Genomic DNA, 23,328 nt, shown 5'->3' with positions numbered 1-23,328 from the left:
CCCCTGGAGGGTCGGGGCTGCGCCCCGGACCCCGGCCGCCCGTTGTTCTTCGGCCGTGGGCCGGTGGGGGTTGTTCGCGCAGTTCCCCGCGCCCCTGAAAGCCTTCAGCCCGTCCGGCGTTTGAGGACGAGGCCGTTCAGGGCGATGCGCGGGGCCAGGGGGCGTAGCGCCCCTGGAGGGGGGCTGGGGAGCCTGTTGTCAGTGTGGGGCTGTGACGAAGTCGATGAGTTCTTCCACTCGGCCCAGGAGTTCCGGCTGCAGGTCCTTGTAGGAGTGGACGCGGGACAGGATGTGCTGCCAGGCGGCGCCGGTGTTCTCGGGCCAGCCGAGGGCGCGGCAGACGCCGGTTTTCCAGTCCTGGCCGTGGGGGACCCGGGGCCAGGACGGGATGCCTACGGACGACGGCTTCACGGCTTCCCAGATGTCGATGTAGGGGTGGCCGAGGACCAGGGCGTGATCGCTCGTGACCGACGCCGCGATACGGGACTCCTTGCTGCCGGGCACCAGGTGGTCGACGAGGACCCCGAGGCGGGCGTCGGGGCCGGGTGAGAAGTCCGCCACGATCGCGGGCAGGTCGTCGACGCCCTCCAGGTACTCGACCACGACGCCCTCGATGCGCAGATCGTCGCCCCAGACCCGTTCGACCAGCTCGGCGTCGTGGCGGCCCTCCACGTAGATCCGGCCGGCACGGGCGACCCGGGCCCGCGCGCCGGGGACGGCCACCGAACCGGAGGCCGTGCGGGTGGGACGGGTGGTGGCGGAGGAGGGGCGGGTGAGGGTGACCACCTGGCCCTCCAGGAGGAAACCGCGCGGTTCCAGAGGGAACACGCGGTGCTTGCCGAAGCGGTCCTCCAGCGTCACCGTGCCCGCCTCGCAGCGGATCACCGCACCGCAGAAACCGGTACCCGGCTCCTCGACCACCAGGCCCGGCTCCGCCGGAACCTCCGGCACGGGCTTGGGCTTCTTCCACGGCGGAGTCAGGTCCGGAGAGTACTGGCGCATTCGGATGACGATAGGAGAAGCTCGGCGGCGCTCAACGCGACACGCCGAAATCCGATCCGTCGAAACCCGGCGTGGCGAGACCCGGCTCGCCGAAACCCGACACGCCGAAACGCGCGGCCAGCGCGTCCCGCTGGGACCGTACGAACCCGGCGTCCACGACCGCCCCGTGACCGGGCACGTACAACGCGTCCTCGCCCCCGAGTTCGAGCAACCTGTCGAGGGCCCCGGGCCAGCGTGACGGTACGGCATCGGGGCCCGCCTGGGGTTCGCCGGACTCCTCGACCAGGTCGCCGCAGAACACCACCGTCGGGTCGCCCGGCACCACGACCACGAGGTCGTGGGCGGTGTGGCCCTCGCCCGTCCGCACCAGCAGGACCTCGACGCCGCCGGTCAGCTCGAGACGCCGGGTGCCCCACACGTAGTGCCGGGGTCGCACCAGGGTGTCCGCCGCGTCCTCCGCCGCCCGCGCGTCCAGCCCGCCCCGTACCGCGTCCGTGTACAGCTCCTCGCGCCCGTGCTCGTACACCTCGGCCGAGCCGCCCGCGACGAGGACCTCCGCGCCCGCGAACGCCGCCGCGCCGAGGACATGGTCGAAGTGGGGGTGGGTGAGCGCGAGGAAGTTCACACGGCGGCCGGCGAGCGCCTGCGCCTCCCCGCGCAACCGCGCGCCCTCCGCGAGGCTCGACCCCGCGTCGACGATCAGCGCCCCACCCTCGCCCACGACCAGTCCGACCGTGCAGTCCCAGACCGGAAGCCGCCGCCGCCCCACCCGCGGTGTCAGCTGCTCCCACCCCGCCTCTTCCCAAGTCACCTTCATACGCCGACGCTAGCGGGAGGGCGTGGACGCGACGGCATTCGGGGGCAGGGACGGTGTGACATCGCGCGACACGTCGGTGTACGTCCGTGCACCTTGCACAAGATCGCGGGACCGCCCTTGCCGGGGCCGTACCCACCGGCCGTACACTGGGCCGGGGAATGCTGGCACTCGCACGCGCTGAGTGCCAAGCGAGGCGCCGAGGGTCGACAGCTGGAGGTGTGCGCGATGCTCAGTGAACGCAGGCTCGAGGTGCTGCGCGCCATCGTCCAGGACTATGTCGGCACCGACGAGCCGGTCGCGGTCGGGTCCAAGGCGCTGACCGAGCGGCACCGGCTGGGGGTCTCCCCGGCCACCGTCCGCAACGACATGGCGGCCCTGGAGGACGAGGGGTACATCGCCCAGCCGCACACCAGCGCCGGGCGGATCCCCACCGACAAGGGCTACCGGCTCTTCGTCGACAAGCTCGCCGGCGTCAAGCCGATGACCGCGCCCGAGCGGCGGGCCATTCAGAACTTCCTGGACGGCGCGGTCGACCTGGACGACGTCGTCGGGCGGACGGTGCGGCTGCTCGCGCAGCTCACCCGGCAGGTCGCCGTCGTGCAGTATCCGTCGCTGACGAGATCGACCGTGCGGCACGTGGAGCTGCTGTCGCTCGCGCCTGCCCGTGTGATGCTCGTGCTGATCACGGACACCGGGCGGGTCGAGCAGCGCATGATCGACTGCCCGGTCCCGTTCGGAGAAACGTCGCTCGCGGATCTGCGGGCCCGGCTCAACAGCAGGGTCGCGGGCCGTCGCTTCGCGGACGTCCCGCAGCTCGTGCAGGACCTCCCGGACGCGTTCGAGGCGGAGGACCGGGGTACGGTCGCGACGGTGCTCTCCACTCTTCTGGAGACGCTCGTCGAGGAGACCGAGGAGCGGCTGATGATCGGCGGGACCGCCAATCTGACGCGCTTCGGACATGACTTCCCTCTCACCATCCGGCCGGTGCTCGAAGCGCTGGAGGAGCAGGTCGTGCTTCTCAAGTTGCTTGGTGAGGCCGGGGATTCGAGCATGACCGTGCGAATCGGGCACGAGAACGCGTATGAGGGACTCAACTCCACGTCCGTCGTCTCGGTCGGCTACGGTTCGGGCGACGAGGCAGTAGCGAAACTCGGCGTGGTCGGACCGACCCGCATGGATTACCCCGGCACGATGGGAGCGGTACGAGCGGTGGCACGGTACGTCGGACAGATCCTGGCGGAGTCTTAAGTGGCCACGGACTACTACGCCGTACTCGGCGTGCGCCGCGACGCGTCCCAGGACGAGATCAAGAAGGCCTTCCGGCGGCTCGCACGCGAGCTGCACCCGGACGTCAATCCCGATCCGAAGACGCAGGAGCGGTTCAAGGAGATCAACGCCGCGTACGAGGTGTTGTCGGACCCGCAGAAGAAGCAGGTCTACGACCTCGGCGGCGACCCGCTGTCCCAGTCGGGCGGCGGCGGTGCGGGCGGCTTCGGCGCCGGCGGGTTCGGGAACTTCTCGGACATCATGGACGCCTTCTTCGGTACGGCGTCGCAGCGCGGTCCGCGATCGCGTACGCGGCGTGGCCAGGACGCCATGATCCGGCTCGAGATCGAGCTGGACGAGGCGGCCTTCGGCACCACGAAGGACATCCAGGTCGACACGGCCGTCGTCTGCGCCACCTGCAACGGTGAGGGCGCGGCGCCGGGTACCTCGGCCCAGACCTGTGACATGTGTCGCGGGCGGGGTGAGGTGTCCCAGGTCACGCGGTCCTTCCTCGGGCAGGTCATGACCTCCCGGCCGTGTCCGCAGTGCCAGGGCTTCGGGACCGTCGTCCCGACTCCCTGCCCCGAGTGCGCCGGTGACGGGCGCGTCCGGTCGCGTCGCACGCTGACCGTCAAGATCCCCGCCGGTGTCGACAACGGCACGCGGATCCAGCTCGCGGGCGAGGGCGAGGTCGGGCCCGGTGGCGGTCCCGCCGGTGACCTCTACGTCGAGATCCACGAGCTGCCGCACTCCACGTTCCAGCGGCGCGGGGACGATCTGCACTGCACGGTGACCATTCCGATGACCGCGGCCTCGCTCGGCACCAAGGTGCCGCTGGAGACCCTTGACGGTCTCGAGGAGGTCGACATCCGTCCGGGCACGCAGTCCGGGCAGTCGATTCCGCTGCACGGGCGGGGTGTCACGCATCTGCGGGGCGGTGGCCGCGGTGACCTCATCGTGCACGTCGAGGTGACCACGCCCACGAAGCTCGATCCCGAGCAGGAGCGGTTGCTGCGGGAGCTGGCGCTGCTGCGCGGGGAGGAGCGGCCCACCGGGCAGTTCCAGCCCGGGCAGCAGGGGCTGTTCTCGCGCCTGAAGGACGCGTTCAACGGTCGCTGACGGGGGTTCCTGGGGGCTCCGCCCCCAGGTGCTCGAGCGTCCATCCCGGTGGCCTATGCCAGGCGGAAGGCCCGATTCGGACTTGTTCGGAGGACGTGACAACATGCCGTCATGTCCACCGCACTGACCGATCTCCTCCCCCACCCGATCGTGCAGGCCCCCATGGCGGGCGGCGTCTCCGTCCCGCATCTCGCGGCCGCCGTGTCCGAGGCCGGCGGGCTCGGGTTCCTTGCCGCCGGGTACAAGACCGCCGACGGCATGTACCAGGAGATCAAGCAATTGCGCGGGCTCACGGGCTGCCCCTTCGGGGTCAATCTGTTCATGCCGCAGCCCGAGTACGCGGACCCCGCGGCGGTCGAGGTCTACGCCCACCAGCTCGCGGGCGAGTCCTCCTGGTACGAGACCGAACTCGGTGAACCCGACAGCGGCCGTGACGACGGCTACGACGCCAAGCTCGCCGTCCTCCTCGACAACCCGGTGCCGGTGGTCTCGTTCCACTTCGGCGTCCCGAGCACCGACGTCCTGGAGTCCCTGCGCCGCGCCGGCACCCTCACCGTGATCACCGCGACCACGGCCGAGGAGGCCCTCGCCGTCCAGCGGGCCGGCGCCGACGCGGTCATCGCGCAGGGCGTGGAGGCGGGCGGCCACCAGGGCACCCACCGCGACAACCCGGAGACGGACGGCACGGGTATCGGGCTGCTGTCGCTGATCGCGCAGGTCCGCGAGGCCGTGGACATCCCGATCATCGCCGCCGGCGGCATCATGCGCGGCAGCCAGATCGCCGCGGTGCTGGCCGCGGGCGCGAACGCCGCGCAGCTCGGCACCGCGTTCCTCGCCACCCCGGAGTCCGGCGCCAACGCCGTGCACAAGCAGGCGCTGACCAACCCGCTGTTCGTACGGACGGAGCTGACGCGCGCGTTCTCCGGGCGGCCGGCGCGCGGCCTGGTGAACCGGTTCATGCGCGAGCACGGCCCGTACGCGCCCGCCGCGTACCCCGAGGTCCACCACCTCACCTCCCCGCTGCGCAAGGCGGCGGCCAAGGCGGGCGACGCACAGGGCATGGCGCTGTGGGCCGGGCAGGGGCACCGCATGGCGCGCGAGCTGCCCGCCGGGCAGCTGGTGGAGGTGCTGAGCGCGGAGCTCGAGGAGGCCAGGACAGCGTTGTCGGCCGCCGGGGAAGCGGGGGGTGAGGTCCGATGACGGCACCGGTGTTCGTCGTCGAGCACTTCGAGGCGGGCAGCGGCGGACGGTACGTGCTCGACGGCCCGGAGGGGCGCCACGCCGTCTCCGTGAAGCGGCTGAACCCTGGTGAGGACGTCGTCCTCACGGACGGGGCCGGGCGGTGGGCCGAGTGCGTGGTCGTCGCCACCGAGGGCAAGGACCGGCTGATCGTCCAGATGGACTCGTACAGCGAGGAGCCCCCGGAGGAGCCCCGCATCACCGTCGTCCAGGCGCTCCCCAAGGGCGACCGGGGCGAGGTGGCCGTGGAGACGATGACCGAGACCGGCGTCGACGCGATCGTTCCCTGGGCCGCGTCCCGCTGCATCACGCAGTGGAAGGGCGAGCGGGGTCTGAAGGCGCTCGCCAAGTGGCGGGCCACGGCCAGGGAGGCCGGCAAGCAGTCGCGCCGGGTGCGCTTCCCGGAGGTCGCGGACGCGGCGACGACCAAGCAGGTTGCCGCACTTTTGGCCAGTGCCGACTTCGCGGCGGTGCTGCACGAGGACACGGAGGTCGGCACCGAGCCGTTCGTGACGGCCGAACTCCCCACCTCGGGCGAGATCGTGCTGGTGGTCGGCCCCGAGGGCGGGATCTCCCCCGAGGAGATCGAGCTGTTCACCGGGGCGGGCGCGAAGACGTGCCACCTGGGGCGTACCGTGCTGCGTACATCGACCGCCGGGACGGTGGCGACCGCGCTGCTGATGGCGCGCACCGGCCGCTGGTCCTGACCTCGCGCACGCACGGGGGACACCTTGGAACTCGCCCAAGTACGGCTGCTCGTCTCGGACTTCCCGGTCTGCTACCACTTCTACGCCGAGGTCCTCGGCCTCAAGCCCCAGTCGGGCGCGACCGAAGGACCGTACGAGAAGTTCAGCCCCACCGTCGGTTCGGCGGGCATCGCGCTCCAGGACCGCGCGATGATGGCCCGGATACTCGGTGAACTGGGCGACTCGGCGACCGGCCACCGCTCCCTGGTGGTCCTGCGCGTCGACGACCTCGACTCCTACTGCGCGGCCATCACCTCGCGCGGCGCCGTCCTCGTGCACGGCCCGGACTTCATGACGGACCGGATGCGGGTCGCCCACCTCAAGGACCCCGAGGGCAACCTGGTGGAACTTCAGGAGTGGCTCCTCCTGCGGACCTGACAGAGTTTCACGCATATGCGTTCGACGGGGGCGCACGCGGGTGTGTAGTGGCCGTATGGGGTCTACCGCGACGCCCGGGACAGTGGCACTCTGCCGTCTATGGGGGCATTGATGCGTTTTCGACGAGTGGTGAAGCGACTGGTGACGGGTCGTCGGGGACCGATGGTCGCCGGGCTCGCCGTGGTGAGCGCCTTCGGGGTGGCCGCGTGCGAACCGGTCGGCGGGCTGAGCGCCTCCGCGGTGGCGTACACGACCGACCGGGCCGGGACCGCGGAGCTGCAGCGGCAGCACGTCGACGTGCAGTACCTGAGCTGCACCGGGTCCTACGGCGGCGGGAACAAGGCCTACACCCCGGGGCACACACCGTCGGCCTCGAGTTCCACGCCCTCCGTGGTGGAGGTGGACTGCCGGGGGCAGACCAAGGACCGGCGGCAGATCACCATCACCGGGAAGGTCACCCGCGAGGTCGAGGGCAAGTGCGTCCGCGGGGACCTGACGGCCAAGGTCGGCGGCAAGCAGTGGTTCCACGTGAACGTACTGGGCAACTGCAACGCCCCGAGCACGCCCTCGTACACACCCCCCACCTACGGTGCGCCCACCTACCACCGTCCGGGCCCCACCACCACCGTCACCGTGACGAAGACCATGTGGTGCAAGGGCGATCCCACCTGCTGGCCCTCCCAGGGCAAGTGATCCGAACCCCTGTCGGGCCGAGCTGTCCCTGCATAGGGTGATCGGGTGACTCAGTCTGCATCGTCCGCGTCGTCGGTATCGCCCGCGTATCTCCGGTTTCCGCATCTGCACGGCGAGCTGGTCGCCTTCACCGCCGAGGACGACGTCTGGGTCGCCCCCCTCGACGGCGGCGGTCGCGCCTGGCGGGTCAGCGCCGACAACATGCCGGTGAACCACCCCCGCATCTCCCCGGACGGTACGACCGTCGCCTGGACGTCGACCCGCGACGGAGCGCCCGAGGTGCACGCCGCGCCCCTGGAGGGCGGACCGTCCACGCGGCTGACGTACTGGGGGAGTTCGAAGACCCAGGTGCGCGGCTGGACCCCGGACGGGCGCGTGCTCGCGCTCAGCACCCAGGGCCAGGCCAGCCTGCGCCGCAGCTGGGCCCGGGCCGTCCCGCTCGACGGGGGCCCCGCGACCACCCTCCCGTACGGGCCGGTCGGCGACGTGGTCCACGGCGATCCGGGGGTGCTGCTGCTGTCGGCTCCCATGGGGCGCGAGGCCGCCTGGTGGAAGCGGTACCGGGGCGGCACGGCGGGCAAGCTGTGGATCGACAGGGCCGGCGGCGACGGGGCGGGGGCCGGCGAGTTCGTACGGCTGCACGAGGACCTGGACGGGAACCTCGAATACCCCCTGTGGGTGGGGGAGCGCGTCGCCTTCCTGTCCGACCACGAGGGTGTCGGAGCGCTCTACTCCTCCCTCGCCGACGGATCCGATCTGCGCCGCCACACGCCGATCGACGGCTTCTACGCCCGGCACGCGGCGACCGACGGCGCCCGGGTCGTGTACGCGTCCGCCGGTGAACTGTGGCTCCTCGACGACCTGGACGGCGCCGAGCCGCGCCGGCTCGACCTGCGGCTCGGCGGACAGCGCGTCGACCAGCAGCCGCACCTCGTGAGCGCCTCCCGCTGGTTCTCGGCCGCCGCCCCCGACCACACCGGACGCGGCAGCGCGGTCTCCGTGCGCGGCGCCGTCCACTGGGTCACCCACCGCTCCGGACCGGCCCGCGCGCTCGCCGCCCGGCCCGGTGTGCGCGCCCGGCTGCCCCGCGCCTTCCGGGTGGAGGGCGAGGAGTACGTGGTGTGGGTCACGGACGCGGCCGGTGACGACGCGCTGGAGTTCGCCCCGGCGACCGGTCTCGCGCCCGGGGCCACCCCGCGCCGGCTCGCCGCCGGACAGCTGGGGCGGGTCCTCGGGCTCGCCATGGCACCCGACGGCAGCCGCGCCGCCGTCGCCTCGCACGACGGACGGGTGCTGCTCGTCGAGCGGGAGACCGGCGAGGTACGGGAGGTCGACCGGGGCGAGGACGGCGAGGTCTCCGGGCTCGTCTTCTCGCCGGACTCCACCTGGCTCGCCTGGTCGCACCCCGGCCCGCGCCCGCTGCGCCAGCTCAAGCTGGCCAACACCGCCGACCTGTCGGTGACCGAGGCGACCCCGCTGCGCTTCCGCGACTACGCACCCGCGTTCACCCTCGACGGCAAGCACCTCGCCTTCCTCTCGGCCCGCTCCTTCGACCCCGTCTACGACGAACACGTCTTCGACCTCGCGTTCGTCGGGGGCTCCCGGCCGCATCTGATCACCCTGGCCGCGACCACCCCGTCCCCCTTCGGACCGCAGCGCCACGGCCGCCCCTTCGAGGCATCCGACAAGGACGAGACGCCCGACAGCGAGGGCGCCCCCACCACCCGTATCGACCTCGACGGACTCGCCGACCGGATCGTCCCGTTCCCCGTGGAGGCGGCCCGCTACTCGACCCTGCGCGCCGCCAAGGACGGGTTGCTGTGGCTGCGCCACCCGGTCGTCGGAGTCCTCGGCGCCTCCCGCGCCACCCCGGACGACCCGGACCCGAAGACCGAACTGGAGCGGTACGACCTCGCCCAGCAGCGCGTCGAGCACCTCGCCGCGGACGCCGACCACTTCGCCGTCAGCGGCGACGGCAAACGCGTCCTGCTGTGGACCGACGGCAAGCTCAAGGTCGTTCCCAGCGACCGCCGCGCCTCGAACGACGACGAGAGCGACACGAACATCACCGTCGACCTCTCCCGGGTCCGCCAGACCGTCGACCCGGCCGCCGAGTGGCGGCAGATGTACGACGAGACCGGCCGCCTCATGCGCGACAACTTCTGGCGGCCCGACCTGGGCGGGGTCGACTGGGAAGGCGTACTGGAGAGGTACCGGCCGGTGCTCGAACGGGTCGCCACGCACGACGACCTCGTCGACCTGCTGTGGGAGGTGCAGGGCGAACTCGGCACCTCGCACGCGTACGTGACCCCGCGCGGCGGCTGGGGCGGCGGCGACCGGGCGCAGGGACTGCTCGGGGCGGACATCTCCCGTCATGAGGACGGCAGTTGGCGCATCGACCGGATCCTCCCCTCGGAGACGTCCGACCCGCACGCGCGGGCGCCGCTCGCCGCGCCCGGCGTCGCGGTGCGCGCCGGGGACGCGATCGTCGCGGTCGCCGGGCAGCCGGTGGACCCGGTGGCCGGACCCGGGCCGCTGCTCGTCGGCACCGCGGGCAAGCCGGTCGAGCTGACCGTCTCCCCGTCGGGCGGCGGCGATCCGCGGCACGCCGTGGTCGTCCCGCTCGCCGACGAGGAGCCGCTGCGCTACCACGCCTGGGTCGCGGACCGGCGTGCCTATGTCCACGAGAAGTCGGGCGGACGGCTCGGCTATCTCCATGTGCCCGACATGCAGGCGCCCGGCTGGGCCCAGATCCACCGCGACCTGCGCGTTGAGGTGGCCCGGGAGGGGCTGGTCGTGGACGTCCGGGAGAACCGCGGCGGCCACACCTCCCAGTTGGTCGTGGAGAAGCTCGCGCGGCGGATCGTGGGCTGGGACCTGCCGCGGGGGATGCGGCCGTACAGCTATCCGGAGGACGCGCCGCGCGGACCGGTCGTCGCCGTCGCCAACGAGTTCTCCGGCTCGGACGGCGACATCGTCAACGCGGCGATCAAGGCGCTGGGCATCGGGCCGGTCGTCGGGACGCGGACGTGGGGCGGGGTCGTCGGCATCGACAGCCGGTACCGGCTCGTCGACGGCACCCTCGTCACCCAGCCCAAGTACGCGTTCTGGCTGGACGGTTACGGGTGGGGCGTGGAGAACCACGGTGTCGACCCGGACGTCGAGGTCGTCCAGACGCCGCAGGACCACGCGGCCGGGCGCGACGCGCAGCTCGACGAGGCGATCCGGATTGCGCTGGCCGCGCTCGCGGAGAACCCGGCGAAGGCGGCACCGACGCTGCCGGAGCTCTGATCCGGGCACCCACCCGTACCTACTGAGGCCGATACGATGCACGACGTAATGATCAGACGGCGTGAGGAGGCACACGCATGACGGGAGAACCGCAGGACGACTGTCTGTTCTGCAAGATCGTCGCGGGGCACGTTCCCGCGAACGTCGTCCGGGAGACCGACACGACCGTCGCCTTCCGCGACATAAACCCCCAGGCGCCCACGCACATCCTGGTCATCCCCAAGGTGCACCACCCGGACGCGGCCTCCCTCGCCGCCGCCGAGCCCGCCATCGCCGCGGACCTGCTGCGCGAGGCGGGCGAGGTGGCGTCCGAGGAGAAGCTGGAGAGCTACCGCATCGTGTTCAACACGGGCGGCGGCGCGGGCCAGACCGTCTTCCACGCGCACGCCCACCTCCTGGGCGGCCGTGGCATGCAGTGGCCGCCGGGGTAACCGACCTTGTCCGTACGTGAACTGGTGGTCCTCGGCACCGCCAGCCAGGTCCCCACCCGGCACCGTAACCACAACGGCTATCTGCTGCGCTGGGACGGGGAGGGCCTGCTCTTCGACCCGGGTGAGGGCACCCAGCGGCAGATGCTGCGGGCCGGGGCCGCCGCGCACGACCTGCACCGGATCTGCGTCACCCACTTCCACGGCGACCACTCCCTCGGCCTCGCCGGGGTGATCCAGCGCATCAACCTCGACCGTGTCCCGCACGAGGTGACCGCGCACTACCCGCGCTCCGGGCAGCGCTTCTTCGACCGGTTGCGGTACGCGACGGCCTACCGCGAGACCGTCGAGCTGACCGAGGCACCGGTCGAGGCGGACGGCGTGCTCGCGACCACCCCCTCGTACACCCTGGAGGCCCGCAGGCTCTCCCACCCCGTGGAGTCCTTCGGCTACCGGCTGGTCGAGCCGGACGGTCGGCGGATGCTGCCCGCACTGCTCGCGGAGCACGGGATCAAGGGGCCGGACGTGGGGCGGATCCAGCGCGAGGGCGCGCTCGGCGGGGTCTCGCTCGACGACGTGAGCGAGGTGCGGCGCGGGCAGCGGTTCGCGTTCGTCATGGACACGCGGCTGTGTGAGGGTGTGGACGCCCTCGCCGAGGGCTGCGACCTCCTCGTCATCGAGTCGACGTTCCTGGACGGCGATCACCAACTCGCCGTCGACCACGGCCACCTGACGGCCGGCCAGGCGGGACGGGTGGCGCGGGACGCGGGCGTACGGCATCTCGTGCTCACGCACTTCAGCCAGCGGTATTCCGAACCTGGGGGCACCTCCCGGGCGGAGTCCGGGGAGAATTCGAGCGGCAGGCCCGGGCCGCCGGGTTCGAGGGGGAGCTGACCGTGGCGCACGATCTGGTGCGGGTGCCGGTGCCGAAGCGGCGATGAGCCGTCGTCGTACGAGTCGACGAGGCGTCATCGCACGAGATCGTCGGTACACACCCGTACGATATTTCGATGCCCCTCCCCAAAGCAGAACTGCACCTCCACATCGAAGGCACCCTCGAACCCGAGCTGGCCTTCGAACTCGCCGCCCGCAACGGCGTCACGCTCCCCTACGCGGACACCGAGGAGCTGCGCAAGGCGTATCTCTTCGACGACCTCCAGTCGTTCCTGAACCTGTACTACGAGCTCATGGCCGTCCTGCGGACCGAGCAGGACTTCGCCGACCTCGCCGACGCCTACCTCGCACGGGCCGCCGCGCAGGGCGTGAGGCACGCGGAGATCTTCTTCGACCCGCAGGCCCACATCGCCCGGGGCATCGGCATGGGGACGGTCGTCGAGGGGCTGCACCGGGCGTTCTCCCGCAGCGAGGAGACGCACGGCGTCTCCACCCAGCTGATCATGTGCTTCCTGCGCGACGAGTCCGCGGAGTCGGCGCTCGCGACCCTGGAGGCCGCGAAGCCCTACCTCGACCGGATCGTCGGCATCGGCCTCGACTCCGCCGAGGTCGGGCACCCGCCGGTCAAGTTCCGCGAGGTCTACGAGGCCGCCGCCGCGCTCGGGCTGCGGCGCGTCGCCCACGCGGGCGAGGAGGGGCCGCCGGAGTACATCACCGAGGCGCTGGACGTGCTCGGCGTCGAGCGCATCGACCACGGGCTGCGCTGCATGGAGGACCCCGAGCTGGTCGAGCGGCTCGTACGGGACCGGGTGCCGCTGACGCTCTGCCCGCTGTCGAACGTACGGCTGCGCGCCGTGGACGTCCTGGAGGACCACCCGCTGCCCGCGATGCTGGACGCCGGGCTGCTGTGCACGGTCAACTCCGACGACCCCGCGTACTTCGGCGGGTACATCGGCGACACCTTCCACGCCGTGCACGGGGCGCTGGGGCTGGACCGGGAGCGGATGCGGGAACTGGCGCGCAACTCGTTCGTGGCGTCCTTCCTCGAGCACGACGAGGAGCGGCGGGCGCGCTACCTCGCCGAGGTCGAGGCGTACGAGTTCGGATAGACCGAGACGGGACTACCTGCTTCCGGGCCCCGGCCCGGCCGCCGCACCCGCGGTCGCCTGCCGGGGCCCTGCCGTGTCGTACGCCGTTCGGGGTGCCGGGACGGCGTCCAGCGGGATTTCCACGACCGGGATCTCCACGACGGGGATCTCCACGACCGGGTACTCCACGACGGGGTGCTCCTGCGGGAGCGGCGCGGCGCGCCGGGTGCGCAGGGCCACGGCCGTCATCGGGACGGTGATCAGGAGCAGGCCGAGGGCCAGGATCACGCCCATCCCCGGGTATCCGACCCGCGCGGAGAGCAGACTGCCCGCGAGCGGGCCGCACGCCGTGCCGAGCGAGGAGGCGGAGCCGACGAGGACCGCCCATCGGCCGCGCCGGTCCAGGGACGCGGCGAGGCCGATGACGTAGGAGAGCACGACCGGGTAGACCGTGTTCCAGGCGATCTCGCCCGTCGCGAAGGACGTCAGGTCGGTGGCCGCCGCGCTGAGCGCGATGCATCCGGCGATCAGGGCCGTGCCCGCGCCGATGGGCAGCGCCCGGCCCAGGCGCCGGCCGAGCGTGCCCGCGCCGATCACCCCGAGCAGCCCCGCGCCGAGCGCCACCGCGAAGACCGCGCCGACGGTCACCTCCGTCAGCCCCGCCTGCCGCAGACCGATCCGGCCGCTGACACCCCAGAGTGAATTCTGGGCGAGGGACCAGCAGAGCATCGAGGCGGCCAGGACGAGACCGGCGCGGCGGTGGGGGAGCGGAGTGGTGGTGGCGCGGAGGGTGCGGGCGGCGGGGGTGTGGGGGGTCTCGGGGGCGCCGGCGGCGGGGAGGCGGCGGGTCACGGGCAGCACGAGCAGCGCGGTGACGGCGATCGCGGCGAGGGGGTGGCCGTGGCCCGGACCCAGGTGGGGGATCGTCAGATACAGCGTGCCCGCGAGGGCGGAGACACCCAGCAGGCCCAGGGTGGTGGTGCGGTGGGGGTCGCGCTGGCCGGCGATCCCGGTGGCGGCGACGCTGGTGATCGTGCCGGAACCGAGGCCGCCGACGATCGCACCGAGGACGACCAGGGGGATGGTCGTCGTGAGGGCGGCGGTGCCGTAGCCGGCGGCGGCCAGGAGCAGGCCGCCGCGGGCGAGCCCGCGGGGGCCGAAGCGGTCCACCCGGGACGCGAGCAGGAAGCCCGCCGTCGCCGAACTCAGCAGCAGGGCGCTGCCGATGGAACCGGCCTCGGTGGCGGAGAGGGGGAGACCCGCGCTCAGCCGGCCGACGGTGGTCGGGAGCAGGTACGGGGCGAGGTACCCGGCCGTGAAAAGGGCGACGAGGGGCCAGGGCGTGGTGGTGCGGGCGGACACGGGCGTTCCCAGGGCATGCGAAAGAGCGGCTCGATGAGGGGGGTGGGCGGCTGTCGACGGACAGGAACGCGCGGGCAATTTGTATCAAGCGGGTGGGGGTGCGACGTAGGCGGGGAGGTGTGATCCAGGTCACGTTCCGTTTGTGGGGGGAAGGGTGGGGTAGGCGCACGATTTTTACCCGGCTGTTCATCGGTCCGTTCCGGCCTCGACCGGCGCCGTACCGTGTGCCGTTTGGTGCACACTGGCCTGAATCCGCACCACCTCAGGGAGCGCACCGTGATCGAGACCAACGGAGAGCGACCGTACTGTCACGCTCACGTCGACCCGCTCGCCGGTCTGCGCACCCCTCAGGACCCGCCCTGGGACGTCTACCTCACCGGCACCGTCTTCCTCGACATCATCTTCACCGGGCTCGACACCGCCCCGGTGCGTGGCACCGAGTCCTGGGCGCGCGGGATGGGGTCGAGCCCCGGCGGCGTCGCCAACATGGCGACCGCGCTCGCCCGCCTCGGCCTCAAGACCTCCCTGGCGGCGGCCTTCGGGGACGACCACTACGGGGAGTACTGCTGGGACGCCCTGGAACAGGGCGAGGGCATCGACCTCGCCCCGTCGCGCACCGTGCCCGACTGGCACTCGCCGGTCACCGTGTCGATGGCGTACGAGGGCGAGCGGACGATGGTCAGCCACGGGCACGAGCCGCCCCCGGAGGAGCCGGCGCCGGAACACGCCCCCCGTGCGCGTGCCGCCGTCGCCTCGCTGACGCCCGGCACGCGCGCGCACTGGATCGCCGAGTCCGCGCGTGCGGGCACCCGGATCTTCGCGGACGTCGGCTGGGACGACACCGGGCGCTGGGACCTGGCCGGGCTCGCGGACCTGGAGCACTGCGAGGCGTTCCTGCCGAACGCGGACGAGGCGATGCGGTACACCGGCGCGGACTGTCCGCGGGCCGCCGCGCACGCGCTGACCGAGTACGTGCCACTGGCCGTCGTCACCCTCGGTGCCGAGGGCGCGTACGCCGTGGACGGCCGTACCGGGGAGACCGCCGAGGTCCCCGCGATCGCCGTGGAGGCCCTCGACCCCACCGGTGCCGGGGACGTCTTCGTCGCCGGGTTCGTGATGGGCACCCTCGCCGACTGGCCGCTCGCCGACCGGCTCGCCTTCGCCGGGCTGACCGCCGCGCTCTCCGTCCAGGAGTTCGGCGGCTCCCTCTCGGCGCCCGGCTGGGCCGAGATCGCGGCGTGGTGGCGCCGGGTCCAGTCCGTCGACGACCAGGAACCGGCCGCGCTGCGCCGGTACGCCTTCCTGGAGAGCCTCCTCCCGGAGGTGACCCGTCCGTGGCCGCTGCGACGGGCGGTCCCGACCATCGGCTTCCGCCGGTCGGCCTGACGCTCCCCGCCCCGCACGACCGGTTCCGCCTGCCCCTGGGAGCGGGGCTCCTCCCCGCCCCGGCCCCCGAACCCGCGCCGAAAAGCCCTACGGCACTGTCACCCCACCGTCGTACCCTTGGAACCGCAAGGCTGCCCCCGTGGCAAGCGTGCCGATCAAGGAGGAAAAGCAGGCCTACAGAGCCGGCCCATGACTCAGACACCCACAGCTCACAGCCCCGCTTCGGGGCAGGCACGAGCGCATTTCACCGTCCCGGCCATGCACCCCATGGTGACCGTGCTGGGTTCCGGAGACGCGCTGCTTCGCGTGATCGAGAAGGCCTTCCCGGCGGCCGACATCCACGTCCGGGGCAATGAGATCAGTGCGGTCGGCGACGCCGGTGAAGTCGCTCTCGTCCAGCGCCTGTTCGACGAGATGATGCTGGTGCTCCGCACGGGGCAGCCGATGACGGAGGACGCAGTGGAACGCTCGATCGCCATGCTCAGGGCGAGCGAGAACGGGGAGGGCGACGGTCAGGAAACCCCTGCCGAAGTGCTCACGCAGAACATCCTGTCCTCGCGCGGCCGCACCATCCGACCCAAGACGCTCAACCAGAAGCGGTACGTCGACGCCATCGACAAGCACACCATCGTCTTCGGCATCGGCCCCGCCGGCACCGGCAAGACGTACCTCGCGATGGCGAAGGCCGTACAGGCGCTCCAGTCCAAGCAGGTCAACCGGATCATCCTCACCCGCCCCGCGGTGGAGGCGGGCGAGCGGCTCGGCTTCCTGCCCGGCACGCTCTACGAGAAGATCGACCCCTACCTGCGGCCCCTCTACGACGCGCTGCACGACATGCTCGACCCCGATTCCATCCCGCGGCTCATGGCGGCGGGGACCATCGAGGTCGCGCCGCTCGCCTACATGCGCGGTCGCACCCTGAACGACGCCTTCATCATCCTGGACGAGGCCCAGAACACGAGCGCCGAGCAGATGAAGATGTTCCTCACCCGCCTCGGCTTCGAGTCGAAGATCGTCGTCACGGGCGACGTGACACAGGTCGACCTCCCGAACGGGACGAAGTCGGGCCTGCGCCAGGTCCAGGACATCCTGGAGGGCCTCGACGACGTCCACTTCTCGCGGCTCACGTCCCACGATGTCGTACGGCACAAGCTGGTCGGCCGTATCGTCGACGCGTACGAGAAGTACGACAGCGAGAACGGCACCGAGAACGGCTCCCACAAGAGCCGCGGCAAAGCCGGCCACAAGGGGAAGTAGACAAGCGAGCACCATGTCGATCGACGTCAACAACGAGTCCGGAACCGAGGTCGACGAGCAGGCGATCCTCGACATCGCCCGCTACGCACTCGCGCGGATGCGCATCCACCCGCTCTCCGAACTCTCGGTGATCGTCGTGGACGCCGACGCCATGGAGCAGCTCCACATCCAGTGGATGGACCTTCCGGGGCCCACCGACGTGATGTCGTTCCCCATGGACGAGCTGCGGCCGCCGTCCAAGGACGACGACGAGCCCCCGCAGGGACTCCTCGGTGACATCGTCCTGTGCCCGGAGGTCGCCGAGCGGCAGGGCAAGGATGCTTCCACACAGCACTCCATGGACGAGGAACTGCACCTCCTCACCGTCCATGGAGTGCTGCACCTGCTCGGCTACGACCACGAGGAGGCGGACGAGAAGGCCGAGATGTTCGGTCTGCAGGCCGCCATCGTGGACGGCTGGCGCGCGGAGAAGGGCATGACGGGCCCCTCGCCGGCCCCGACCGTTTCATGAGTCCTCAGCTCGTCATCGGCGCCATCGCACTGGTCGTGGTCGCCTGGCTCGCCGCCTGCGCGGAGGCGGGCCTCGCGCGTGTCTCCAGCTTCCGCGCGGAGGAGGCGGTACGGTCCGGGCGGCGCGGCAGCGCCAAGCTCGCCCAGGTCGCCGCCGACCCGACCCGCTATCTGAACGTGGCACTGCTGGTGCGCGTGGCCTGCGAGATGGCCGCCGCCGCGCTCGTCACGTACGCCTGCCTGAAGGAGTTCGACGAGACCTGGGAGGCCCTCGTCGTCGCCATCGGGGTCATGGTCCTCGTGTCGTACGTCGCCGTGGGCGTCTCGCCGCGCACCATCGGCCGCCAGCACCCGCTGAACACGGCGACGGCGGCCTCGTACGTCCTGCTGCCGCTGGCCAGGATCATGGGCCCGATCCCGCCTCTCCTCATCCTCATCGGCAACGCGCTGACGCCCGGCAAGGGCTTTAGGCGCGGTCCGTTCGCCTCCGAGGCCGAGCTGCGCGCGCTGGTCGACCTCGCCGAGAAGGAGTCCCTGATCGAGGACGAGGAGCGCCGCATGGTGCACTCCGTCTTCGAGCTGGGCGACACCCTCGTACGAGAGGTGATGGTGCCGAGGACCGACCTCGTCGTCATCGAGCGGTACAAGACCATCCGCCAGGCCCTCACCCTGGCGCTGAGGTCCGGCTTCTCGCGCATCCCCGTCACGGGGGAGAGCGAGGACGACGTCGTCGGGATCGTGTACCTGAAGGACCTGGCCCGCAAGACGCACATCAGCCGTGAGGCCGAGTCCGAACTCGTGTCCACGGCCATGCGGCCCGCGACCTTCGTGCCCGACACCAAGAACGCGGGCGACCTGCTGCGCGAGATGCAGCAGGAGCGCAACCACGTCGCCGTCGTCATCGACGAGTACGGCGGCACGGCCGGCATCGTCACCATCGAGGACATCCTCGAGGAGATCGTCGGGGAGATCACCGACGAGTACGACCGTGAGTTGCCGCCCGTACAGGAACTCGGCGACGACAGCTACCGGGTGACCGCCCGTCTCGACATCGGCGACCTGGGCGAGCTGTACGGCTTCGAGGCGTACGACGACGAGGACGTGGAGACGGTCGGCGGACTGCTGGCGAAGGCACTCGGGCGGGTTCCGATCGCCGGTGCCTCCTCGGTGGTCGAGCTGCCCGACGGACGCGAGCTGCGGCTGACGGCGGAGGCCGCGGCCGGGCGCCGGAACAAGATCGTCACGGTGCTCGTCGAGCCGGTCGGCCCGGTGGACCCGGAGCCGTCCGAGGAGGAGAAGAAGCCGGAGTGATGCCGTCGGAGAAGGCGACGTGGGCGAAGGAGACGCGGGAGTGAAACCTCAGCAGCTGCGTGCGTTCTGTCTGTCCTTCAACGCGACCGTCGAGGACTTCCCCTTCGCCCCGGACATCTCCGTCTTCAAGGTGCTGGGCAAGCTCTTCGCGCTGACACGACTGGACGCGCGCCCGCTCACGGTCAACCTCAAGTGCGACCCGGAGGACGCGGTCCGGCTGCGCGGCGAGCACCCGGGCCTGATCGTCCCGGGCTACCACATGAACAAGCGGCACTGGAACACGGTGACGGTCGACGGCGAACTCCCGGACCGTCTGGTCCGGGAGCTCATCGAGGACTCCTACGATCTCGTCGTCGCCGGTCTACCGAAGGCCGAGCGCCTCCGCCTCGACCGGGCGTGAGCGGTCGCGGCCCAGCCCGGTCGCCACCAGCGCCGCCGCCGCCAGGACGATCACCGCGTCCAGGGCGAGGACCGTGTGGACACCGGCCAGCAGGTCGCTCGACGTCGTCGCCAGGACACCCAGCAGCGGGATGCCGATCGTGAGGCCGACCTGCTGGGTGGAGGTCACCAGGCCTGTGGCCAGTCCCTGCTCCTCGTCGGGAACGCCCGAGGTCACCGTCAGGCCGTACGAGATGATCGCGCCCAGGTGGCACATGCTGGCCAGCGAGACCGCGGCGGTGGCGAGCCAGACCGACCAGGTGTGGGCGTTCAGCAGCACCAGCCCCGCCACGAACAGGCCCTGACCGGCGAGCGAGCCGACCAGCGTACGGCGGGCGCCGAAGCGGCCGATGACCTTCGGGGCGTACACCCCGGCGACGGCGGACATGACGCCCTGGACCCCGAAGACCAGCCCCGTCTCGAACGCGGACAGACCGAGGGTCTCCTGCAGATACAGCGTCAGCGCGAAGACGACCGTCGACATCATCGAGAAGGTGACCAGACCGCCCAGGTTGCCCCACGCCACCGTGCGGCGGCGCAGCATGGGGAGGCTGACGAGCGGGGCGTGGGCACGGGACTCGATGTACACGAAGGCGGCGAGCAGGAGCACGCCCGCGGCGAGGGTCACGATGACGTCGATGCCGCCGAAGCCGCGCTCGGCGGCCGTGGACAGGGCGTAGATCAGGGCGAGCAGACCGCCGGTGACGGTGACCGCGCCGGGAACGTCCAGGCGCGGGCGGTCGGGGGTGCGGGACTCGGGCAGCAGGCCCGGGGCCAGCGGCAGCACGATCAGTGCGAAGACCGACAGCAGGCCCATCGTCGAGCGCCAGCTCAGTACGTCGGTCAGGACGCCGCCGGCCACCATGCCGACCGTGAAGCCGAGGGAGAGGAGTGTGCCGGAGATGCCGAGCGCACGGTCGCGCGCCGGGCCCTCGGGGAACGTCGTCGTCAGCAGCGACATGCCCGTCGGCACGATCGCCGCCGCGCCGAGGCCCTGCAACGCCCGGCCCGTCAGGAACGACGCCGGGTCCCAGGCGAAGGTCGCCAGCAGCGAGGCCGTACCGAAGAGGGCGAGGCCGGTCAGGAAGAGCCTGCGACGGCCGTACAGGTCACCGATGCGGCCGAAGAGGAGCAGGAAGCCGCCGGACGGCAGGGCGAAGGCGGTGACCGCCCACTGCAGCGCGGACTGGCTCATGCCCAGGTCCTTGCCGAGCACGGGCAGCGCCACGTTCAGTACGGAGAAGTCGAGCGCGACCATGAACTGCGCGGCGCACAGCACGAAGAGAACGAGTTTGTCGCGGGTCGACAGCCGGGTGCCGAGCGGGGAGTGGACAGTTGGGGAAGCGGATGTGGTTGCGGTGGTGTCGATCGCCATGACAAGAGCGTGCGGCCGTCGGAATATCCGTGGGGAGCGGGAACTTATGCTGGTGGTCGCACCACCAGTCACCAACAGGGGGATTCACACGTGACGGAGGACGCGCTCAGGACCCACCGACGGCGTGAGCTGCGGGACTTCCTGATGAGCCGTCGGGCGAGGGTGTCCCCGGCGGAGGCCGGTCTGCCGGACGGCGGGGCCCGCCGCCGCACGCCGGGGCTGCGCCGCGAGGAGGTGGCCGTGCTCGCGGGCGTCGGCGCGTCCTGGTACCAGTGGCTGGAGCAGGGGCGGGACATCTCGGTCTCGCCCCAGGTACTCGACGCGGTCGCCCGCGTCCTGCGGCTCAGCAACGCCGAACGACGCCATCTGTACCTGCTCGCCGGGCTGAACCCGCCCGCGCCGGAGGTCGCGCCCGAGGTCCGGGACATGTGCGACGGGCTGCGGCGGCTGATCGACACGTGGATGCCGTATCCGGCGCACATCATGGACCCCTACTACAACTGCGTCATGTACAACGACGCCGCCGGGATGGTCCTCGGGATGCGGCCCGACAACACGCAGAACTGCGTCATCGACTTCTTCACCGACCCGCTGTACCGGGGGCAGTCCCGGACCTGGGAGAAGAACGCGCGCACGGTCGTCGCCCAGTTCCGCGCGTCGTGCGCGGCGGCGCCGGACGACGAGGGGTACCAGGAGGTGCTGGATCAACTCCGGGACGCCTCACCGGAGTTCGCCGCGCTGTGGGAGGAGCGGGACATCGAGGACGCCGGGCAGATCCGCAAGGAGCTCGACCACCCGCTCGTCGGGCTGCTCGCCGTCGAGTCCACCGCGATGAAGGTGCCGGCGCGGCCCGACCTCACGATCGTGCTGCACACGCCGCTGCCGGAGGCGAACACGGCGGCGAAGCTGGAGTGGCTGGCCTCGCCGGAGGGGCGACGGGGCTCGATGTATCCCGTGGCGGGCTAGGTCGGTGCGTGCGGCTTCCGATCCCTTCGTATGCTCTGAACATGACCGACAGCAGCGCGCTTGACCCCGAGGACCGCAAGATCGTCACCCTGGCCCGTTCCGCGCGGGCGCGCAACGGGGTGCCGGAGGGGGCGGCCGTACGTGATGAGACGGGCCGTACGTATGTCGCGGGGACGGTGGATCTTCCCTCCCTGCGGTTGAGCGCGTTGCGTACCGCGGTCGCGATGGCGGTGGCGTCCGGGGCGACGTCTCTTGAGGCGGCGGCGGTGGTGTCCGAGGCGGAGGAGGTCTCTTCGGAGGACCGGGCGGCGGTCCGGGACCTCGGTGGGTCGGCGACGCCGGTACTGCTGGCGGGCACCGACGGCACCGTCCACCTGACGACGCCCGCAGGCTGAGTCCGCTTCTTCGCCCCCGCCGCCCCTACCCGACCCATCCTCGACCTGGGGCTCCGCCCCAGACCCCGGCCCTGTCCGTCGGCTGCGGGCCCGGTGGGGGTTGGGCGCGCAGTTCCCCGTGCCCCTAGGGCCGGGGCTTTGCCTCGGATCTCCCGTCCGCCCGGATTCGTTTGGGCGCGGGCCGGTGGGGGCTGGGCGCGCAGTTCCTCGTGCCCCTGAAGGGGCGCTGCGCGCACCCTTCAGCCCGTCCGGCGTTCGAGGACGAGGCCGTTCGGGCCGGTAGGGGGTCTGGGGGCGTAGGCCCCAGGGATGGGTCGGGTAGGGGCGGCGGGGGCGAGGAAGGTTCAGAAGCCGAGTTTGCGGAGTTGGCGCGGGTCCCGTTGCCAGTCCTTCGCGACCTTCACATGGAGGTCGAGGAAGACCGGCGTACCCAGCAGCGCCTCGATCTGCTTGCGGGACTTGATGCCGACCTCCTTCAGGCGCTTGCCCTTGGGGCCGATGATGATGCCCTTCTGGCTGGGGCGCTCGATGTAGACGAAGGCGTGGATGTCGAGGAGGGGCTTGTCGGCGGGGCGGTCCTCGCGGGGAAGCATCTCCTCGACGACGACGGCGATGGAGTGGGGGAGCTCGTCGCGCACACCCTCCAGTGCCGCCTCGCGGATCAGCTCCGCGATCATGACCTGCTCGGGTTCGTCGGTGAGGTCACCCTCCGGGTAGAGCGCCGGGCCCTCGGGAAGGAGCGGGACGATCAGGTCGGCCAGCAGGTCCACCTGCTTGTCCCCGACCGCCGACACCGGCACGATCTCCGCCCACTCGAACCCCAGCTCCCGCCCGAGCTGATCGATCGCGATGAGCTGCTCGGCGAGCGTCTTGCTGTCGACGAGGTCGGTCTTCGTGACGATCGCGATCTTCGGCGTCTTCTTGATGGACGCCAGTTCCTTCGCGATGAAACGGTCACCCGGACCGAGCTTCTCGTTCGCGGGCAGGCAGAAGCCGATGACATCCACCTCGGCCCACGTCGTGCGCACGATGTCGTTCAGACGCTCACCCAGCAGCGTGCGCGGCTTGTGCAGACCAGGGGTGTCGACCAGGATCAGCTGGGCGTCGGGGCGGTGCACGATGCCCCGTACCGTGTGCCGCGTGGTCTGCGGCTGGTTCGCGGTGATCGCCACCTTCTGGCCGACCAGAGCATTCGTGAGGGTGGACTTGCCCGCGTTGGGGCGGCCCACGAAGCAGGCGAAGCCGGCGCGGTGGGGTGCCTCGGACGGCTCGGATGACTGGGTACGAACGCTCATGGCGCCCATTGTCCCTGATCCACAGGCCCGCGCCGTACGCCCTATGCCTTTGACCGCTCCCACGCGGCTCCG

21 protein-coding genes and 1 pseudogene are annotated in these 23,328 nt (G+C 71.5%); 17 read left to right on the top strand and 5 right to left on the bottom strand.

What is annotated here, in order from left to right; translation table 11 throughout:
- Nucleotides 1-198 precede the first annotated feature (198 nt).
- Nucleotides 199-1,002 carry a DUF3097 domain-containing protein gene (locus tag AAFF41_RS17620; protein ID WP_319744197.1) on the bottom strand — a complete coding sequence of 268 codons (804 nt, stop codon included), beginning with the start codon at nucleotides 1,000-1,002 and terminating at the stop codon, nucleotides 199-201.
- A 31-nt stretch (nucleotides 1,003-1,033) separates the two neighbouring features.
- Nucleotides 1,034-1,819 (bottom strand): MBL fold metallo-hydrolase, encoded by a 786-nt coding sequence (locus AAFF41_RS17615; RefSeq protein WP_319744196.1) that lies wholly within the window; start codon nucleotides 1,817-1,819, stop codon nucleotides 1,034-1,036.
- Nucleotides 1,820-2,044: 225 nt separating this feature from the next.
- Here AAFF41_RS17615 and hrcA point away from each other — a divergent pair, with 225 nt between their 5' ends.
- From hrcA to AAFF41_RS17565, 10 genes and pseudogenes are all read left to right on the top strand, one after another.
- On the top strand, nucleotides 2,045-3,067 hold the full coding sequence (gene hrcA / locus AAFF41_RS17610) for a heat-inducible transcriptional repressor HrcA (RefSeq protein WP_054231958.1): 1,023 nt from the start codon (nucleotides 2,045-2,047) through the stop codon (nucleotides 3,065-3,067).
- Nucleotides 3,068-4,204 (top strand): molecular chaperone DnaJ, encoded by a 1,137-nt coding sequence (gene dnaJ, locus AAFF41_RS17605; RefSeq protein ID WP_054231959.1) that lies wholly within the window; start codon nucleotides 3,068-3,070, stop codon nucleotides 4,202-4,204. It begins immediately after the preceding gene.
- A 111-nt stretch (nucleotides 4,205-4,315) separates the two neighbouring features.
- Nucleotides 4,316-5,404, top strand: coding sequence for a nitronate monooxygenase (locus AAFF41_RS17600; protein ID WP_060901964.1), 1,089 nt, complete (start codon nucleotides 4,316-4,318; stop codon nucleotides 5,402-5,404).
- Nucleotides 5,401-6,150, top strand: a complete 750-nt coding sequence (locus AAFF41_RS17595) for a 16S rRNA (uracil(1498)-N(3))-methyltransferase (protein ID WP_060901965.1) — start codon at nucleotides 5,401-5,403, stop codon at nucleotides 6,148-6,150. Before AAFF41_RS17600 ends, AAFF41_RS17595 begins: the two co-directional genes overlap by 4 nt.
- Nucleotides 6,151-6,174: 24 nt before the next feature.
- The gene (locus AAFF41_RS17590) at nucleotides 6,175-6,567 is read left to right on the top strand and encodes a VOC family protein (RefSeq protein ID WP_319744194.1); all 393 of its coding nucleotides are present in this window, start codon (nucleotides 6,175-6,177) and stop codon (nucleotides 6,565-6,567) included.
- Between the two features lie 111 nt (nucleotides 6,568-6,678).
- Nucleotides 6,679-7,260, top strand: a complete 582-nt coding sequence (locus AAFF41_RS17585; RefSeq protein ID WP_319744192.1) for a hypothetical protein — start codon at nucleotides 6,679-6,681, stop codon at nucleotides 7,258-7,260.
- Between the two features lie 45 nt (nucleotides 7,261-7,305).
- Nucleotides 7,306-10,551 carry a S41 family peptidase gene (locus AAFF41_RS17580; RefSeq protein WP_319744190.1) on the top strand — a complete coding sequence of 1,082 codons (3,246 nt, stop codon included), beginning with the start codon at nucleotides 7,306-7,308 and terminating at the stop codon, nucleotides 10,549-10,551.
- Nucleotides 10,552-10,628: 77 nt separating this feature from the next.
- A complete protein-coding gene (locus AAFF41_RS17575; protein WP_319744188.1) occupies nucleotides 10,629-10,982 on the top strand; it encodes a histidine triad nucleotide-binding protein in 354 nt (117 codons plus the stop codon).
- Between the two features lie 6 nt (nucleotides 10,983-10,988).
- Nucleotides 10,989-11,920: pseudogene (locus AAFF41_RS17570) on the top strand (ribonuclease Z).
- 69 nt (nucleotides 11,921-11,989) lie between these two features.
- Complete coding sequence (locus tag AAFF41_RS17565) at nucleotides 11,990-12,982, top strand: adenosine deaminase (RefSeq protein WP_319744183.1); 993 nt, start codon at nucleotides 11,990-11,992, stop codon at nucleotides 12,980-12,982.
- 12 nt (nucleotides 12,983-12,994) lie between these two features.
- Here AAFF41_RS17565 and AAFF41_RS17560 read toward each other — a convergent pair whose 3' ends face one another.
- A complete protein-coding gene (locus tag AAFF41_RS17560; protein WP_319744181.1) occupies nucleotides 12,995-14,323 on the bottom strand; it encodes an MFS transporter in 1,329 nt (442 codons plus the stop codon).
- Nucleotides 14,324-14,599: 276 nt separating this feature from the next.
- Here AAFF41_RS17560 and AAFF41_RS17555 point away from each other — a divergent pair, with 276 nt between their 5' ends.
- The 5 genes from AAFF41_RS17555 to AAFF41_RS17535 all read left to right on the top strand — a co-directional run bounded on the left by AAFF41_RS17555 (nucleotide 14,600) and on the right by AAFF41_RS17535 (nucleotide 19,187).
- Nucleotides 14,600-15,709, top strand: coding sequence for a carbohydrate kinase family protein (locus tag AAFF41_RS17555; RefSeq protein WP_054235446.1), 1,110 nt, complete (start codon nucleotides 14,600-14,602; stop codon nucleotides 15,707-15,709).
- Nucleotides 15,710-15,898: 189 nt separating this feature from the next.
- Nucleotides 15,899-16,966 (top strand): PhoH family protein, encoded by a 1,068-nt coding sequence (locus AAFF41_RS17550; protein WP_343324202.1) that lies wholly within the window; start codon nucleotides 15,899-15,901, stop codon nucleotides 16,964-16,966.
- A gap of 13 nt (nucleotides 16,967-16,979) precedes the next feature.
- Nucleotides 16,980-17,477, top strand: a complete 498-nt coding sequence (gene ybeY / locus AAFF41_RS17545) for an rRNA maturation RNase YbeY (RefSeq protein ID WP_343324201.1) — start codon at nucleotides 16,980-16,982, stop codon at nucleotides 17,475-17,477.
- Nucleotides 17,474-18,787, top strand: coding sequence for a hemolysin family protein (locus AAFF41_RS17540; RefSeq protein ID WP_060896462.1), 1,314 nt, complete (start codon nucleotides 17,474-17,476; stop codon nucleotides 18,785-18,787). The genes ybeY and AAFF41_RS17540 overlap by 4 nt, the downstream gene beginning before the upstream one ends.
- A 40-nt stretch (nucleotides 18,788-18,827) precedes the next feature.
- Nucleotides 18,828-19,187 carry an MmcQ/YjbR family DNA-binding protein gene (locus AAFF41_RS17535; RefSeq protein WP_097284674.1) on the top strand — a complete coding sequence of 120 codons (360 nt, stop codon included), beginning with the start codon at nucleotides 18,828-18,830 and terminating at the stop codon, nucleotides 19,185-19,187.
- Here AAFF41_RS17535 and AAFF41_RS17530 read toward each other — a convergent pair.
- The gene (locus AAFF41_RS17530) at nucleotides 19,149-20,600 is read right to left on the bottom strand and encodes an MFS transporter (RefSeq protein WP_319744177.1); all 1,452 of its coding nucleotides are present in this window, start codon (nucleotides 20,598-20,600) and stop codon (nucleotides 19,149-19,151) included. The genes AAFF41_RS17535 and AAFF41_RS17530 overlap by 39 nt on opposite strands.
- 144 nt (nucleotides 20,601-20,744) lie before the next feature.
- On the opposite strand from AAFF41_RS17530, the gene AAFF41_RS17525 reads away from it, so the two are divergent.
- Nucleotides 20,745-21,566, top strand: coding sequence for a helix-turn-helix transcriptional regulator (locus AAFF41_RS17525; RefSeq protein WP_388406006.1), 822 nt, complete (start codon nucleotides 20,745-20,747; stop codon nucleotides 21,564-21,566).
- 41 nt (nucleotides 21,567-21,607) lie between these two features.
- Nucleotides 21,608-21,961 carry a cytidine deaminase gene (locus tag AAFF41_RS17520; RefSeq protein WP_319744173.1) on the top strand — a complete coding sequence of 118 codons (354 nt, stop codon included), beginning with the start codon at nucleotides 21,608-21,610 and terminating at the stop codon, nucleotides 21,959-21,961.
- Nucleotides 21,962-22,305: 344 nt separating this feature from the next.
- Here the strand turns inward: AAFF41_RS17520 and era are convergent, their stop codons facing one another.
- A complete protein-coding gene (era, locus tag AAFF41_RS17515; protein WP_179436579.1) occupies nucleotides 22,306-23,265 on the bottom strand; it encodes a GTPase Era in 960 nt (319 codons plus the stop codon).
- Between the last annotated feature and the right edge of the window lie 63 nt (nucleotides 23,266-23,328).

It is taken from the genome of Streptomyces mirabilis, assembly GCF_039503195.1.
In the GTDB taxonomy this organism is placed as follows: Bacteria; Actinomycetota; Actinomycetes; order Streptomycetales; family Streptomycetaceae; genus Streptomyces; species Streptomyces mirabilis_D.
This window is presented reverse-complemented; position numbering and strand designations above follow the sequence as displayed.